This is a genomic window from Roseomonas sp. FDAARGOS_362 (assembly GCF_002754815.1).
GTDB lineage: Bacteria > Pseudomonadota > Alphaproteobacteria > Acetobacterales > Acetobacteraceae > Roseomonas > Roseomonas mucosa.
In genome coordinates, this window is record NZ_CP024588.1 from 1,734,825 (window position 1) to 1,750,401 (window position 15,577).

Genomic DNA, 15,577 nt, shown 5'->3' on the forward strand with positions numbered 1-15,577 from the left:
TCATGGCGCTGCCGCCCGCGCTAACGGCGGCGCGCGGCCCAGCGCATCAGCCAGGCGGCGGGAAAGGCCCAGGCCAGCCCGGCCACCAGGTAGTAGAGCGCCTGCAGGAGCCAGTGCAGGCCCAGGACGTGATCGCCCAGCGCCACGGCGACGCCGACATAGAGGACGAAGCCGAGAAGCCCGGCGATCGTGGCGAAGGCCGCGCGCAGCGTCATGATGCACAGGCCAATGCCCCAGGGCGGGCCCGACCTCAAGGGCCGGCAGACGGGCCAGCCCCCCGCCCCGGCATGGGGGCCCCGCGCAAGAGCCGGTGACGGGGCACGAAATCCGGTCTAGCAACCGCCCAGAGCCGGAGGATAGCCTCCCCCACCCCGTGCGCAGGACAGGATCGCCGCCATGGACCAAGACACGTCCGACAATCTGGACCTGAAGCAGCATATCCGCGGCATCCCGGATTTTCCGAAGCCCGGCATCCTGTTCTACGACATCTCCACCCTGCTGCGGAACGGCCTGGCCTTCCGCACGGCGATCCACCGGCTGGGCCGGGCCATCCAGCCCTATGCGCCCACCATGCTGGCCGGGATCGAGAGCCGCGGCTTCCTGCTCGCCGCCCCGTTGGCCATGGAGCTCGGCCTGGGCTTCGTGATGCTGCGCAAGCGCGGCAAGCTGCCGGGCGAGACGGTCGGGCTCGACTACGCCCTCGAATACGGCACCGACCGGATCGAGATCCAGGCGGATGCCGTGCGCCCCGGCGACCGGGTGGTGATCCTGGACGACCTGCTCGCCACCGGCGGCACCATGTCCGCCGGCATCCAGCTCCTCCGCAAGGTCGGGGCCGAGGTTCCGGCGGCGGCCGCCATGGTCGAGCTGACCTTTCTCGGCGGCCGCGACCGGCTGGGCGTGCCCTGCGAAGTGCTCGTCAGCTACGACGTCTGACGCACGGCCGCGATGGAAGGGGCATGAGGGCGCCGGAACGGCTGGCGGCGGCGGGAGGGGCCAGGAGCGCCCCTTCCCTGACGCGGCGCGCGCTGCTGCCCGTGGCGGGCCTGCTGCTGCCGTCCGGCGCCCGGGCGGCGGCGCCCGGCGCCGCGACGATCCTGGTGCCCGGCCCGGAACAGGGGGCGCTCGCTCACTGGACCCAGCGCCTCTCGCAAAGGACCGGACGGGTCGGCCCCCTGGCCGCGCCGCCGCGCCTCGCCGTGGTGGGGGGCCCCGACGGCGTCACCGCCGCGAACCGCTTCGCCACCACGGACCCCGGCGACGGCCGCCTGCTGCTGACCCTGCCCGGAGCGGCCATGCTGGCGCATTTCTCCGGTTCCGAACGCGTCGGCTACGACCCGAGGAACTGGACGCCCCTCTGCCTGTCCTGGTCCGAGGCGCTGATCGCGGGACGCGGACCGCTGCCCGCGGGCCCAGGGCGGGCGCCGCTGCGCTTCGCCCTGCCAGCCCCCGACACGCCGGAAGGCGGCGCTGTCCTGGCCCTGGAATCCCTCGGCCTGCCGACCACGCCCATGCCGCTGGCCGCCAGCCTGCCGGGCGCGTCCGAACATGCCTTTGCCCAGGGGCAGGTCGATGCCCTGCTGCTGACCGGGCCGGACAGCGCCGCGCGCGCCGCGCGGGTCGGCGCCACGCCCTGGCTGGGCTTCGGCCTGCCTGCCCGGACCGTGCCGGATTACGCCACCCTGCCGGTGCCGCAGCCCGCACTGCAGCAGGCGACCCAGGCCGCCATCGGCGCCGGCAGGCTGAGCGCCGCACTGGTCCTTCCGGCCCTCACCTCCGCCGACATGGTCGCGGCCTGGCGGCAGGCGGCCCAACGCTGGCTCGACGCGGAGCAGAACCAGCCCGGCGCGCCCGGCATTCCGCTGGGCGGGGCGGAGGCCGCGCAGGTGATGTCGGGCCTGACACCGTCGGCGGAAGCCATCCTCGCCTGGCGCGACTGGCTGGCCCGGCGCCTGTCCTGGCACCCCAACTGAAGCGGTCCGGCCAGGGTTCCGCCGGAGCGCGGAGCTTCAGGCGAGAAGCGAGACCTTCCGCCCGGCCAGCGAGATCAGGTTCGAGGTGGCGTCGTTGCCGCTGTCGAAGAGGCTGAGCACCATGCTCACACTGCCGCTGGACTGGTCGCCTTCCTTCACCAGATAGCGCTGGATCATCTTCGCGACCTTCTTCGGGTCCTTCAGGTCGTCGAAGTCCACGCGCTTGGCCAGGATCGCCTTCTGCTTGTCGTAGTCCAGCAGGGCGAACTGCGAGGGCAGGGCATAGGCCCCCTTCACCACGGCGGTCAGCGCCGTATCGGCCATCAGCCCGGCGAGACTGGTGACGGAGGAGGCCTGGCGCTGGAAGTACAGGGCCTCCCGGAGACCGGCATTGCCGTCGCCGGCATCCTTCTCGAAGCGGTTCTCCAGCGCCTTGTCGATGATGCTCCCGACCAGCTTGCTGTCGGCCAGGGGATTACCGTCCTGGCCGCCGAACTGCTTGTTGATCGCCCGCAGGCGCGGGTCGACCATCCGGTTGGCGTAGCTCTTCTTGCTGCCCGGGTCCTCGGTCAGCAGCTTCTTCACCACCGCCTTCTGGTCGATCAGGTCCTCCAGCTGATAGGCCTCCAGCACCATCTTCAGGCTGCGGCGGTCCTTCATCAGGTCTTCGACCGAGGCGAACTTCTTCGCCGCCGCGCGCAGGCGGTCGGCATCGGCCGTCATGTCCTTGCGGGTCTCGAAGCGGGTCCGCAAGGTCTCCCCGTTCTTCTGGATCACCGCCCAGGCGGAAAGGCTGCCGATGCCGTCGAGCATGGCGTCAGACGCTCTCGGCCGCGAAGGCCTCGGCGCGCGGCGTGGGGATCACGGCCCTCTGGCCCTGTAGCCCTTCGATCATGTCGCGGTGCAGGCTCATCAGCGGCTCCAGGCTGGCGGCGTCATGCATGCGGGAGATGCTCTCGCGCTGCGCCCAGAGGCCCAGGGAGACCAGCCGGGCCTTCAAGGGGGGCGGCAGGGCGTTGCCCTCGCTCAGCAGGTCCGACAGCAGGATCGACCAGAGGCGGTGCGCCTTGTGCAGCGCCTTGATCCTCTCGATCCCCTGTTCCATGCCGTTGGCGAGCAGGGTGTTCACGTGCCGGAAGGCGGCGATCTCCGTATCGCGGGGGGAGACCATGGCGCTGGCGGCGGCGTAGCGGGCAATGCTCATGCGCGGAACCCGAATCCTTCAGGAGGCGAATGGGGGAGAGGGGGCGGCTGCTACGCCGCCCCCTCCGGTCTCAGCCGCGGAAGAGGCTGAGAAGGTTCTGGCTGCCCTGGTTGGCGATGGACAGGCTCTGCGTCGCCAGCTGCTGCTTGGTCTGCAGGCTGCTCAGCTGGGCGCTTTCCTCGGTCAGGTCGGCATCCACCAGCGCGCCGAGACCCTCCGTGAGGGAGTCGTTCAGCGAGGAGGTGAAGTCCTTCAGCCCATCGACCTGGTTGATCGCGGAGCCGATCTTGGAAAGGAAACCCGTCACCTTGGTGATCGCGGCATCCACCAGCTTCAGCGCCTGGGAATTGGCGGGGGAGTTGGTGGCGGTGACGGTGCCGGTCGTCGCGGTCGCCGTCACCGTGCCGTTGTTGACCACGAGGTTGCCGCTGCCGTCGATCGAGGCGGAAAGACCAGCGGACTGCATGGCGGTCGCCAGCTTCGAGACGACCGAGGTGCTGGAGTCGCCCGCGGTGACATTGACGGAGTTCAGCTCGGTATTGGCATTCGTGGCGGAGGTCAGGGTGCCATCGACCCCGGAGTCGTTCAGCTCGAACACGTAGTTCTTTGTCGAGCCGTCCGCCTGGTTCACCGCCACCGAGAAGACATCGGCATCGCTCGCGGTGTAGTCGCCGCTGAAGGCCAGCGTGCTGCCGTTCTGCGCCGTGAAGCCGGTCACCGCGCCGCCCGCCCCGGTCTGCAGCAGCGAGCCGAGGCCGAGGCCCGTGCCGGTGGAGGTGCGCAGGTCGCCGCCCGCCGTGTTCAGGATCGTGCCGGAGGTGTCGCTGACGACCTTCAGGCTGCCCGAGTTGTTGAGCAGGTTCACGCCGTTATAGGTGGCCGAGGCGGCGAAGTTGTCGATGTTGTCCATGATCGCCTTGGCCTGCTGGGCCAGGGTCGCCTGGTCGATGCCCGACTGGCCGACCTGCGACACGCTGGAGCGCAGGGTGTTCAGCTGGTCGCTGATCTTGGTGGCGGCACTCTGCGCCACGCCCAGCGCCGCCGAGCCGAAGGAGAGGTTGTCGCTCACCTTGCTCATGGAGCTCAGGTCGCCGCGCATCTTCTGGGCGATGGAGAAGATCGCCGAGTTGTCGCTGGCCTGGCCCACCTTCAGGCCGCTCTCCACCCGCGACTGCGTGCTGGAGAGGTCCTTGCTGATGGTGTTCAGCGCCCGGACGGCGGCCATCGCGGAGGAGTTGGTGTTGATCGAAGCCATAGTGCTTCTCCTGCGTCACTCATGTCGGCGGATGGCCTGGGCCTCTTGCCTGCATCCGCCGGGAAGCCGGCGCTCCTGCCGTCTCCCGGTCACGTCGTCGGCGCCGCACTGCGCTCCGTGACGAAGGGCATGTTGCCCGGAAAGCCTGAAGACACCGTTAAGTGGAGCAGCGATTCCCTGCCCCGCCACACGAATTTCCCGCTCAGCCGGCCGCGGCGGCGCCGAGGCCGAGGCTGGGGCCGGCGCCCGGCACCGGCAGCCCGGTCGCCATGTCCAGGCCCAGAACGGCGGCCTCGTGCGACATGACGCGCCGCACGATCTTCAGCGCGGTGTACCAGTCATCCGCCGCGGCCAGCACCATGGCGCGGTCCAGCATCGCGCGGACGGTCTCGGAGGTCGTCGCCTCCTGGAACTGCTGCACCAGATCGTGCGCCTCGGCGAAGGCGGCCTCGCGCATCTCCTCCAGCCCGACATAGGCGGTCTGGAGCGCGAAGTAGATGCGGCGGGCCGGCGTGTTCGCCAGCTCCGGCGCCATCACCTGCTTGCCGAACAGGAAGCGCGCCCGCACGGGCAGCTCGATGCGCGTGCGGTTGCGGAAACGGATGGATGCCCCGTTCACCACCATCAGGTCGCCCTGACGGAGTTCGAGGACCAATGTCGACATATGGCTTCTCCCAACAGGAGGAAGCTGGCGGGAAGCAGCGGCCGGGCGCCGCGCCCGGTCACGCTTTTCGATACGCTGCCAGCCCAACTGCAATTTTTGCACCCGAATCTGCCGCGCTAGGCCCGGGGCCTTCTGGCGTCTTGGGGCCCATCAGACAGGAAAGCGCTTAACAATCCCCTTCGGAACGGCCACGAACCCGCCTCAGCCCAGGAACTTGGTCAGGCTCAGCCCGGAGACCAGGGACAGCACCTTCCAGGATGCCTCCAGCTGCGTCTGGGCGCTTTGCAGCGTGGCGAGGGTGGCCTCGAAATCCACCTCCTCCAGCCCGGAAAGCTGCGTCTTCAGCGCATCCGTGGCCTCGCTGTGGCTGCTCAGCGCGGCCGTGATCGCGTTCTGCGCCAGCCCGACCCGGGAGGCATCGCGGGTGATGTCCGTCCCCACGGATTCGAGGTTTCCGGTGACCTTCTGCACCAGGGCGTCGAACTTCGCGGAGGACTGCTGCCCGTCGGTGAGCGAGGCCAGGATCGCGAGGTTGCCCATCAGCGCCCCCGCCCAGCCCGATGCCCCTACGCTGCCGGCGGGCACGCCATAGGCGATGGTGCGGCCATCGGCGCCCGCCACGCTGCGCGTGGCGGAGGAAGGGGCTGATTGCAGATAGGCCGAGAAGGGCGAATCCGTGGCCACCGCCTGCATGGCCTGCGACAGCACGGCCGTCGCATCGCTGCCGCTCAGCCCGGCAACGGCGCTGGCCACGCCGGACATCATGCCGGAACCGGCGATGCCGGATGCATCCGTGACGGCGGGATTGGCGGAATCCGCGCCGCTGAACAGGTATTCCCCGGCATACTGGGTGTTGAGCAGGGTCGCCACCTGCTGCATCGCCGCCTTCGCCGTGACGGCGACATCCGACGCCCGGGTCGCGCTGGTGCTGTTCAGCGTCAGCGCCGTGGCGCGGAATTCCGAGGCGATGTCGCCGAGTTGCGTCAGCGCCTGCTGCGACGCACTGGCACGGCCGGATGCCTGGTTCAGCGCCCCGGTATAGGCCGCGCGGCGGGCGATCTCGCCGCGCAGGCTGATGGCCTGCCGCGCCTGGGGCGCCTCGTCGCCATAGAGGCTGGCGACGCGCCCGCTGCCCGACTGGCGCGAAAGCAGGTCCACGCGGTCCCGCTGCGCCAGGGACTGCATCAGGATGCGCGAAAGGGTGCCGGTGGCGCCGGTTGCCGTCGCCGTCATCACCGCACCGCCGCGAAAAGATCGTCGTACATGGATCGCACGGCGCTCAGCATCCGCGCATTGGCCGCGTAGGCACTTTGCAGGCTCACCATCACCCCGGTCTCCGTATCGATATCCACGCCCGAAGCATCGTCGTGGCGCTGCTGCAGGCCGGTGAGCATCGTGGTGGCGGATTCGGCATCCGCGCTCGCCGCCGCGCGCGCGCCGGTATGCCGCGCCACCAGCCGCGCCGCGTAGTCCTCCGCCGTGCCGGCACCGCTGAGGCTGGAAACCTGCTTTCCCGAAGGCCCCAGCCCCGTGGTCAGGAAGGGGGCCTGCGCCGATCCGCTGGCCAGCCGGCTGCCGAAGGCGTGGTCGAGCACGCGGTCGATGCCGTTCGTGTAGCTGGCCGTCCCGTCCGCGGGCATGGAGGCGTCGGTCCCGTCGCGGACCTTGGAGGCATCCGCCGAGACGGCGGCGGAAACCTTCATGGTCGCGGCGAATCCCATGATGCCGCCGACATAGCCCTGGGCCGGATCGGCCACTCCGCCACCGGCATCGGTGAACAGCGCCAGCCCTTGTCCGGAGAGCCGCGAGGCCAGCCCGGCCGCGGCGCTGTCCAGCTCCGCCTGCTGCAACGGCAGGACCTCGTCGCGCATGCCGATATTGGCGCCGAGGCTGCCGCCGGCGAGCTGCCCTGTGACATCCAGGCCGCCCATCATGATGCCCGGCAGGCTGCCGCTCGCGCCGCCCGCACCGGTGCCGTACCAGTCCTCCAGCCCGACGGTGGCGGAGGCCATGCTGAACGCGTCGGAATCCTTGTCGAGCGGCAGCACCAGCCCGTTGCCGGCCACCAGCGCCACCGTGCCATTGTCCTGCGGGATCGACTTCACCGAGACCACGCCGGCGATCCGGGCGATGGCGCTGTCGCGCTGGTCCTGGAGGTCCGCGGTGCTGAGGCCCTGCGCCTGGAGGCCCGCGATGCGGGTGTTCAGCCCGGCCACTTGGCGCAGGCTGGCGTTCAGCGTCGCCACATCCGTCACCGCACCGTCCTGCGCCGTCTGGCGCGCGGTCTGGATGGCGGCGGAGGTCTCGTTGTAGCGGTGCGCCACCGCCCCGGCGGCACTCACCACGACATCCTGCAGCGAGGCTTCGCCCGGGGCGGCGCGCAGCGACACGAAGGCGCTGCGAAGCTGCGCGGTGAGGTCGGCAACCGACTGGCCGCTTTCGGGGTCGCCCTGCACCTGCTCGATCGGCTGCAACAGGGCCTCGCGCACCTTGGCCGCCGCCTGGCTGGAGATGGCGCCGTTCATGCTGGCGGTCAGCGCGGCGTCGACGCTGCGCCGCGCCTCCTGGCCGCGCACGCCGGAGGCGAGGCCCTCCACCGCCAGCGCGCTGCCGTCCACCGTCTTGCGGGTATAGCCCTCCGTCGCGGCGTTGCTGATGTTCGACGCAGTCTGGGAAACCTGCCGCTGCACCAGCGCCAGGCCGCTCTGGGCGATCGACAGGGCGAGATTCAGGCTCATGGGTTCGGCGCCGTTCCGGATGGGGTTTCGGGAGGTCGGTCCGCGCTCAGCGGGCCATGTTCAGCGTGTCCTGCAGCATCTCGTCCGTCTTGGTGACGATCTTCGTGTTGGCGCTGTAGGCCCGCTGGGCGAGGATCATCTTCGAGAATTCGGAGGCGATATCCACGTTGGACTGCTCCAGCGCCTTGGTGACGAGGCTGCCGGCACCGCTGCTGTTGGGGTCGGAGGCGCGGGCGTCGCCACTGGCCGGGGTGCGCAGATAGGCCTGCCCGTTGACGGACTGGAGCTTGTCCGGGTCGGAGAAGGTCACGACCGGCAGGCGCGCGATCATCTTGGACTCGCCATTGTCGTAGTTCAGCGAGACATCGCCGGATTCGTTGATCGAGACGGAGGAGAAGGAGCCGGGCGGCATGCCGTCCTGCGACAGGTCGCGCACGCTGTATTCCGTGCCGGTGAACTGCGTCATGCCGTCGGAGCGCTGGAAGCTGCCCATGTTGAGCTGGATCGCCTGTGCCCCCTGGCCGAAGTTGATGCCGCCCAGCGACACGCTGGCGGCCTCCCCGGCCGCGCCGCTGTTGCCAGACAGGCTGCCCGTCGCGTCGCTGAAGCTCGACAGCTTGCCGTCGGTGAAGTTCAGCGTGATGCTGCCGAGGTTGGCGCTGCCGGCCGTGCCGCCCGGGTTGGTAGCCGCCATGCTCCAGCTGCTGCCGCTGGTCTTGGTGAAGGCGACGGCCAGGCTGTGCTGCGTGCCGAGCCTGTCATAGACCTGGAACTGGGTGTTCACCACCTCGCCGGTCTCGGCATCGTTGGGCAGGTTGGCCGAGAGCGAGATGCCGCTCGTCGCCACCGGGTCGAAGACGCCCTGGTCCACCCGGATCGGCGAGATCTCGGTGCGGTTCACCGCGCCGCTGCCGTCCACGCTCCAGCCATTCAGGTAGTAACCCTGGCCGTTCACCAGATAGCCCTGCTTGTTGAGGCTGAAATCGCCGGCGCGGGTGTAGAAGGAGCGCGGATCGAAGCTCATGTTGTCGGCGGCGGTGCCGCTGATCGGCGAGGAGACCGAGAAGAACCCCTGCCCGGAGACGGCGAGGTCCAGGGCGTTGTCGGTCTGCTGGATCGAGCCCTGCACGCCGTTGGTGGCGCTGCCGCTCGCGATCACGGTGCTGGAGCTGATCGGCACGCCCGAGGCGGTGGGCACGCTCGTCGCCGTCACATAGTCCGAGAAGCTCGTATCCACGCGCTTGTAGCCGGTGGTCTGGCTGTTCGCGATGTTGTTGGCGACGTTGCTCAGCGCGCTGGATTGCGCGCTCAGCCCGCTGATGGCGGTGAACATGGATCCGTAGAGCGACATCGGGCGCTTTCCCCTGGCGGATGAACTGCGTGCCGCCCACCGCAATGCCCGTGCCAGCCCTGGCGGCCCCGGATCGCGGCCATCCCTGCCCCCGCCCGGCAAAGCCTGCCGGGTTTCCACCTCCGCCACGGCATCTCCTGCCGCCTGCCCGGGCCGGAGGGCTGGCAGGCCGCTTGCGTACAGGTGGCCGGGACCCGAAGGACCTTGCCGACGTGCTCAGCGCCCTGCCTGCCGCCATCACGAGAAACACCGCCGCCGGGGAGCGTGGCGGGGCCGGTAAGCAGCCCGTCGCGGCAGGCGGGGACGACTTCGCCACGGTGCTGGGCCGCGCCGAGGGACAGGCGGAGGCGGAGAACGGAGCGCCCCCCGGCCCGGCGACGTCACAGGCACAGGCACAGGCACAGGCACAGAACCCCCAGGATCGGGCCGAGGCGATGGGCAAGGCCTCGGCGCCGTCCGTCGCGGGCATGGCGACCCAGGCCCTTCCCCGCGTCGTGGCGATGCCCGATGGCGCGCCTGCCATTCCCGCTTCCGTTTCTGGGGAGGGCCTGCGGACGCCCGGTTCTGCCTTCGCCAAGGGGGCACCGGAAACGACCCCCATTGCGAGCCCCGCCCTGCCATCCGGCGACGCCGCCTTGGGCGCAGCGCACCCGGGCCAGGATGATGCCGCGCCGCCAGCGGTGACAAAGGGTGCCGTCCGCCCCGCACCATCCGGGGAAAGCGGCACGGCCATGGCGGAGGATAGCGTCCCTGTGTCCGGCGACGCCCCGGAAGAGCGTGAATCCCCCGTTGCGGGAGCCACGCCGGAAGCCACCCGGGCTCCGGACGCCGCTTCCCCGCCCGGAATTCCCGTCGCCGCGCCCACAGCCTCGCCCACTGGGATGGCGCAGGCCCCGGTCTCCACGGTCTCTCCGGCACCTCAGCAGGCCGGGTCCGTGACGGCGGAGCCCGGTGCCGCGCCTTCCCAGGCCACCGGACAATCCATTGGGCAATCCAACGCTACAACATCGCGTGCCGCTGGCGCAGCGCGCTCGGCACAGGCCGGAAAGACTCTGGCTTCTCCGGATCGCACCTTGGCGGAAAGACAGGAGGCCGGGGAGCGGGAGGTCACGATCCGGGACGCCCCGGCGCATCCGACGGATGCGCCGGCCGAGGCGGGCGGCGACAAGGCCCCCGCATCACCCACCGCGGCGGCGCAGGGCACCTTTCCCGGATCGCCCGTCACCCTGGCCGCTCCCGACATCGCCATGAACGCGGGTCCGGCGATGCCGGGTAGTCCGTCCGCCACGGAGGTCTCCGGAGCGGCCTCCACGCTCCCTCCCTCCCCCACCCCGGCCTCACCGCAGCCGGCGGGCCAGGCCAGCGCCGCCCGCCCCCTGCCGCCGCCGCCCGCCGGCCAGATCGCCCCGGTCGTGGTCGGCCTCGGCCTGGGCACAGGGGCGGAAGGGCGGGTGGAGGTGGTGCTGGAACCGGCGGAGCTCGGCCGCGTGGCGATCCGCCTCGAACGCGACAGCGGCAGGGCCAGGCTCCATGTGCAGGCGGAACGGCCGGAAACCCTGGCTCTGCTGCAACGCGATGGCGCGGAGCTGAACCGTGCCCTGTCGCAGGCCGGCCTCGCTCCGGAAGGCGGGCTGAGCATGAGCTTCTCGCTGTCCAGCGGCGATTCCGGCGGCGGCACGCGCCGCGACGGCGCATCCGGCCCGCCCATGCCCACCCTCGCCGCCACGGACGCCGGCACCGGCATCCCGGCCACGGCGCGGCTCGCCGCCCGCGGCCTCCTCGACATCGCCATCTGAAAGGACCAGCGCCATGACCACGGTCAGCGGCACCACCTCGGCCAGCAGCTCTGTCTCCTCCTCGGCCAGCAGCGCGCTGTCGGAGAACTACACAAACTTCCTCACCCTGCTGACGACGCAGCTGAAGAACCAGTCGCCCGACGATCCGATGGACACCAACGAGATGACCTCGCAGCTCGTGCAGTTCTCCTCGGTCGAGCAGCAGATCGCCATGAACAAGAACCTGGAGACGCTGATCTCGCTGCAGCAGACCTCGCAGCTCGCGGCGACACAGGTGCTGGGCCGCACCATCGAGGTGGAAAGCAGCCAGCTCGCGCTGCAGGACGGCGCGGCGCAGGCGAAGCTGCCGGCCGCCGGATCGGCGACGACGGCCCATGTGGCCGTGCAGAACGGCAGTGGCGCCACCCTCTACGAGGAAGACGTGAAGCTCGGCCGCGACAGCACGGTCTGGAACTGGGACGGCAGGACCGGCGGCGGCACCCAGCTCGCCGACGGTGCCTATACGCTGAAGGTCACCGGCACCGATTCCGCCGGGAACGCCAACGATCTCGGCTTCACGGTCCTCGCCCGCGCGACCTCGGTGGAACGCGACGGCAGCGCGATGACCCTGCTGGCCGGAAAGGCGTCCTACGACTTCAACGACATCCGCTCCATCACCAACTAGCGCGCCACCGCTCCCGGCCGGGTGGAGCCGTTCCCGCGAAAACAGGACCGGCGCGGCTGAAGCGCGCCGGGGCGGAGGCCGCCGCCCCGGTGCCGGTCGCGCGGCCGGCACGATTTCCTCCCGCACTGCCGCACGGGAAACCGCCCATTAACCTGCCCCCGGCAAAACTTGCCCCGCTGGCCCAAGGCTGGAGCGGAGACAGGCGATGCACGGGTTGCGGGACGGATGGAAGGACAGGCCGGGGTGCTGAGCCAGGCTCTGGCGCAGTTCCGCGCCCTCGGCCCCCGGCAGCTGGCCGCGCTGGCAGGCGTCGCGCTGCTGCTGCTGGGAAGCATCGCCTTTCTGGCCCTGCGCGCCGGCAGCCCGCCGATGGCGCTGCTCTATGCCGATCTCGACCCGCGCGATGCGGGCGCGGTGGTGCAGTCGCTGGACAAGCAGCGCATCCCCTACCAGCTCGGCGCGGGCGGCAGCACCGTGATGGTGCCGGAGGAGATGGTGCCGAAGCTGCGCCTCGCTCTGGCGCGGGAAGGACTGCCCGCCGGCGGCAATGTCGGCTGGGAGATCTTCGACCGGGGCGAGAGCCTGACCACCACCCCCTTCCAGCAGGACATGAACCGCATCCGTGCGCTGGAAGGCGAGCTGGCGCGGACCATCCGCGGCCTGTCCGGCGTGCGCAACGCCCGCGTCCACCTCGTCCTGCCGCAGCGCGAGGCCTTTTCCCGACGCACCAACGAGGCCCAGGCCAGCGTGGTGCTGAGCATGCTGGGCTCGCAGCGGCTGGACAGGGAAGGCGTGCAGGCGGTGCTGCACCTCGTGGCGACCGCCGTGCCGGGGCTGAAGCTGTCCGCGGTCTCCATCATCGACAGCCGGGGCGAACTGCTGGCCCGGGGCGGCGAGGCGCTGACCGGCCCGGCCGCCGCCAGCACGCAGGAGGAGATGCGGCACGCGCAGGAGCTTCGCATCGCCCGGGGTGTCGAGGAGCTGCTGGAGCGCACGCTGGGCGCCGGCAAGGTCCGCGCCGAGGCCACGGTGGAGCTCGACTCCGAGCGTGTGCAGACCACCGAGGAACGCTACGACCCCGACAACCAGGTGGCGCGCTCCACCCAGAGCACGCAGGAACAGTCGCGCAGCGGCGAGGGCGGGAACAACAGCGTCTCCGTCGCCAACCAGCTCCCCGGCGCAGAGGCCGCGGGCGGCAATGGCGACCGCTCGCAGGAGAGCCGCACCGAGGAGACCACCAACTACGAGATCGGCAAGACGGTCCGTTCCGCGCTGCGCGAGGGCCCGGTGCTCAAGCGGCTGTCCGTCGCCGTGCTGGTGGACGGCGTCTATGAGCCGCAGCCGGAGGGCGCGCCGAAGTTCCGCGAGCGCACGCCGGAGGAGCTGCAGCGCCTGACGGCCCTGGTGCGCGGCGCGGTCGGCGCCGACGAGCGGCGCGGCGACCGGGTGGAACTCGTCTCCATGCGCTTCGCCGCCTCGGAGGCCGAGATGCCGCAGGCTGCCGGCGGCTTCCTGAACCTGTCCCCGGCCCTCACCGCGCGGCTGATCGAGAGCGGCGTCTATGCCCTGATCGTGCTGCTGGCGCTGCTGCTGGTGGCCCGCCCCCTGGTCCGGCGCATCACCGTCCTGCCCGCGGCCACCGCTGCGCTCCCTGCGGCTGGCGCGGCGGCGGCGGCGGTGGCGCTGGACGCACCGGAAGGCCGGCCCGCCCTGCCCCCGGCGGAAGGCGATGGCGGGGAGGCGATGATCAGCCTGACGCAGGTGGACGGGCAGATCCGCGCCTCCAGCATCAGCAGGCTGGGAGAGCTGGTGGACACCTATCCGGATGAGACCCTTGCCCTGGTGCGCCGCTGGCTGGCGCCCGCCGAAGTGGAAGGCTGAGCAGGAGCATGAGCATGAAGGGTCCGCAGAAGGCGGCCACGCTGATGCTGGCGATGGGCGAGGAGAAGGCGGCCACGCTGATCGCCAAGCTGGACAAGGACGAGATCCGGGATCTTTCCCTGGCCATGGCGCGTCTCGGCACGGTGAGGGCCGAGGCTGTCGAGGAGGTCTGCCGCGAGTTCGCCGAGGGCATGGGCTCCACCGGCACGCTGACCGGCAGCTACGAGGCGACGGAGCGCATGCTGCTGCGCACCCTGCCGCCCGACCGCGTGTCCCAGATCATGGAGGAGATCCGCGGCCCCGCCGGGCGCACCATGTGGGAGAAGCTGGGCAACGTGAACGAGGCGCTGCTCGCGAACTTCCTCAAGAACGAATACCCGCAGACCGTGGCGGTGGTGCTGAGCAAGATCCGCCCCGACCACGCGGCGCGGGTGCTGGCGCTGCTGCCGGAAGGCTTCGCCATGGAGGTCGTCATGCGGATGCTGCGCATGGAGACCATCCAGAAGGAGGCGCTGGAGGGCGTGGAGCGTACGCTGAAGGCGGAGTTCATGAGCAACCTCGCCCGCTCCACGCATCGCGACGCGCATGAGTCGATGGCGGAGATCTTCAACAACCTCGACCGTTCCGCCGAGGGCCGGATCATGGCGGCGCTGGAGGAGCGCAACCGCGAGAGCGCCGAGCGCATCCGCACGCTGATGTTCACCTTCGAGGACCTGCGGCGCCTGGATGGCCCGGCGGTGCAGGTGCTGCTGCGCACGGTGGAGAAGGACAAGCTCGCGCTCGCGCTGAAGGGGGCGAGCGAGGAGATGAAGGGGCTGTTCTTCAGCAACCTTTCCGAACGCGCCGGCAAGATGCTGAAGGACGACCTGGCGGCGCTCGGCCCTGTGCGCCTGCGCGACGTGGACGAGGCCCAGGCCCTGATGGTCGCGCTGGCCAAGGATCTCGCCGCGCAGGGGCAGATCCAGATCAACAAGACCCAGGATGCGATGCTGACCTGATGCGGGACGACGCCTTCCTTCCCCTCCTGCTCGGCACCCGCGCGCCCGTGCCGGCACAGCCCCCGCCCCCCGAGCGGCCGGCGCTGGAGTTCCCCGACCTCGACGCGCCGCCCGCCCCTGCCCCGGCGGCGCCCGTGCCCCCGGCCGATCCCGCGCCGGACCGCGAGGCGGAGATGGAGGCGCTGATCGGGATCGCCCGCGAGGCGGGCTTCGCCGACGGACTGGCGGAAGGCGAGCGGCGCGGGCGCGAGGCGGAGGCGGCGCGGCGCGAGGCCGGGCTGGACGGGCTGCTGGCCGCCACCCTGTCGCAGGTGGACACCGCCCTGGCGCGGATGCGGGCCGAGGCGGAGGAACAGGCGGAGGCCTTCGCCCTGCTGCTGCTGCGGAGCCTGGACCTGGCCCTGCCCCTGGCCGCGGCGCGGGAGGCCCCCGCCATGCTGGAGCGCCTGCTGCAGCTCCTGGGCCCGGTCACGGAGGCGCCGGCCGGCGCGGTGCTGCGGGTGCCTCCGGCCCTGCTGGAACAGGCGCGGGCACGCCTGGACGGCACCGGCCTGCCGGTGGAGGCCGATCCCGCCCTGCCGCCCGGCGACGCGCGCATCGCCTGGCGCGGCGGCGGCCTCGCTTTGGTTCTGGCGGAGCGTCGCGCCGCCATTCGCGAGGCGATGGCCTCGCTCGGCTTCACGGATGAGGAAATCCCGTCATGAGCGGACAGTTCGAGCCCCTCGCCACCCAGGGTGCCCCCCAGGGCACCGCCGCCGGCGGCACGCTGGCGCAGGAACGCGGCACGCCGGGCCAGGCAGGCACCCCCGGCCTGGGCGCGGTCTATGACATTCCGGTCCAGGTCAGCGCCGTGCTGGGCCACGCCACGATGCAGGTGAGCCAGCTCCTCAAGCTGGGGCGCGGCGCCGTGGTGGAACTCGACCGCAAGCTCGGCGAGGCGGTGGACATCTACGTCAACAACCGCCTCGTCGCGCGTGGCGAGGTGGTGATGGTGGACGACAACCGCCTCGGCGTGACCATGACCGAGATCGTCAAGACGGACCGGAGCTGAGG

General features: G+C 71.0%; 16 protein-coding genes. 8 read left to right on the forward strand and 8 right to left on the reverse strand.

All coding sequences use genetic code 11. From position 1 onward, the window contains the following. Positions 1-20: 20 nt before the first annotated feature. The gene (locus CTJ15_RS13010) at positions 21-215 is read right to left on the reverse strand and encodes a DUF2842 domain-containing protein (protein ID WP_019461765.1); all 195 of its coding nucleotides are present in this window, start codon (positions 213-215) and stop codon (positions 21-23) included. A 205-nt stretch (positions 216-420) separates the two neighbouring features. Between CTJ15_RS13010 and CTJ15_RS13015 the strand changes: the two genes are divergently transcribed. Continuing rightward, the gene (locus tag CTJ15_RS13015; RefSeq protein ID WP_026033311.1) at positions 421-936 is read left to right on the forward strand and encodes an adenine phosphoribosyltransferase; all 516 of its coding nucleotides are present in this window, start codon (positions 421-423) and stop codon (positions 934-936) included. Positions 937-959: 23 nt separating this feature from the next. Beyond that, positions 960-1,973: a hypothetical protein gene (locus CTJ15_RS13020; RefSeq protein ID WP_099781597.1), complete on the forward strand. Its 1,014-nt coding sequence runs from the start codon at positions 960-962 to the stop codon at positions 1,971-1,973. Between the two features lie 36 nt (positions 1,974-2,009). Here CTJ15_RS13020 and CTJ15_RS13025 read toward each other — a convergent pair whose 3' ends face one another. The 7 genes from CTJ15_RS13025 to flgE all read right to left on the reverse strand — a co-directional run bounded on the left by CTJ15_RS13025 (position 2,010) and on the right by flgE (position 9,185). Continuing rightward, positions 2,010-2,786 carry a DUF1217 domain-containing protein gene (locus tag CTJ15_RS13025; RefSeq protein ID WP_075822769.1) on the reverse strand — a complete coding sequence of 259 codons (777 nt, stop codon included), beginning with the start codon at positions 2,784-2,786 and terminating at the stop codon, positions 2,010-2,012. A 4-nt stretch (positions 2,787-2,790) separates the two neighbouring features. Then, positions 2,791-3,177, reverse strand: a complete 387-nt coding sequence (locus CTJ15_RS13030) for a flagellar biosynthesis regulator FlaF (protein ID WP_075822768.1) — start codon at positions 3,175-3,177, stop codon at positions 2,791-2,793. 70 nt (positions 3,178-3,247) lie between these two features. Beyond that, on the reverse strand, positions 3,248-4,432 hold the full coding sequence (locus CTJ15_RS13035; RefSeq protein ID WP_019461770.1) for a flagellin: 1,185 nt from the start codon (positions 4,430-4,432) through the stop codon (positions 3,248-3,250). 202 nt (positions 4,433-4,634) lie between these two features. Continuing rightward, on the reverse strand, positions 4,635-5,096 hold the full coding sequence (locus tag CTJ15_RS13040; protein ID WP_037250065.1) for a flagellar biosynthesis repressor FlbT: 462 nt from the start codon (positions 5,094-5,096) through the stop codon (positions 4,635-4,637). A 201-nt stretch (positions 5,097-5,297) separates the two neighbouring features. Continuing rightward, a complete protein-coding gene (locus CTJ15_RS13045; RefSeq protein WP_075822767.1) occupies positions 5,298-6,329 on the reverse strand; it encodes a flagellin in 1,032 nt (343 codons plus the stop codon). Further along, positions 6,329-7,834, reverse strand: coding sequence for a flagellar hook-associated protein FlgK (flgK, locus tag CTJ15_RS13050; RefSeq protein WP_075822766.1), 1,506 nt, complete (start codon positions 7,832-7,834; stop codon positions 6,329-6,331). The genes CTJ15_RS13045 and flgK overlap by 1 nt, the downstream gene beginning before the upstream one ends. Positions 7,835-7,880: 46 nt before the next feature. Beyond that, positions 7,881-9,185: a flagellar hook protein FlgE gene (flgE, locus tag CTJ15_RS13055; protein ID WP_019461774.1), complete on the reverse strand. Its 1,305-nt coding sequence runs from the start codon at positions 9,183-9,185 to the stop codon at positions 7,881-7,883. Positions 9,186-10,258: 1,073 nt separating this feature from the next. On the opposite strand from flgE, the gene CTJ15_RS25125 reads away from it, so the two are divergent. From CTJ15_RS25125 to fliN, 6 genes are all read left to right on the forward strand, one after another. Then, positions 10,259-10,981 (forward strand): flagellar hook-length control protein FliK, encoded by a 723-nt coding sequence (locus tag CTJ15_RS25125; RefSeq protein ID WP_193009673.1) that lies wholly within the window; start codon positions 10,259-10,261, stop codon positions 10,979-10,981. Positions 10,982-10,994: 13 nt separating this feature from the next. Continuing rightward, positions 10,995-11,645 carry a flagellar hook assembly protein FlgD gene (locus CTJ15_RS13065; RefSeq protein WP_075823248.1) on the forward strand — a complete coding sequence of 217 codons (651 nt, stop codon included), beginning with the start codon at positions 10,995-10,997 and terminating at the stop codon, positions 11,643-11,645. A 243-nt stretch (positions 11,646-11,888) separates the two neighbouring features. Beyond that, positions 11,889-13,526 (forward strand): flagellar basal-body MS-ring/collar protein FliF, encoded by a 1,638-nt coding sequence (fliF, locus tag CTJ15_RS13070; RefSeq protein ID WP_226946128.1) that lies wholly within the window; start codon positions 11,889-11,891, stop codon positions 13,524-13,526. A gap of 14 nt (positions 13,527-13,540) precedes the next feature. Then, positions 13,541-14,524 carry a flagellar motor switch protein FliG gene (gene fliG / locus CTJ15_RS13075; RefSeq protein WP_099782148.1) on the forward strand — a complete coding sequence of 328 codons (984 nt, stop codon included), beginning with the start codon at positions 13,541-13,543 and terminating at the stop codon, positions 14,522-14,524. Further along, positions 14,524-15,228 carry a hypothetical protein gene (locus tag CTJ15_RS24390; protein ID WP_193009674.1) on the forward strand — a complete coding sequence of 235 codons (705 nt, stop codon included), beginning with the start codon at positions 14,524-14,526 and terminating at the stop codon, positions 15,226-15,228. The genes fliG and CTJ15_RS24390 overlap by 1 nt, the downstream gene beginning before the upstream one ends. Next, positions 15,225-15,575: a flagellar motor switch protein FliN gene (fliN, locus tag CTJ15_RS13085; protein WP_019461780.1), complete on the forward strand. Its 351-nt coding sequence runs from the start codon at positions 15,225-15,227 to the stop codon at positions 15,573-15,575. The genes CTJ15_RS24390 and fliN overlap by 4 nt, the downstream gene beginning before the upstream one ends. Positions 15,576-15,577 lie beyond the last annotated feature (2 nt).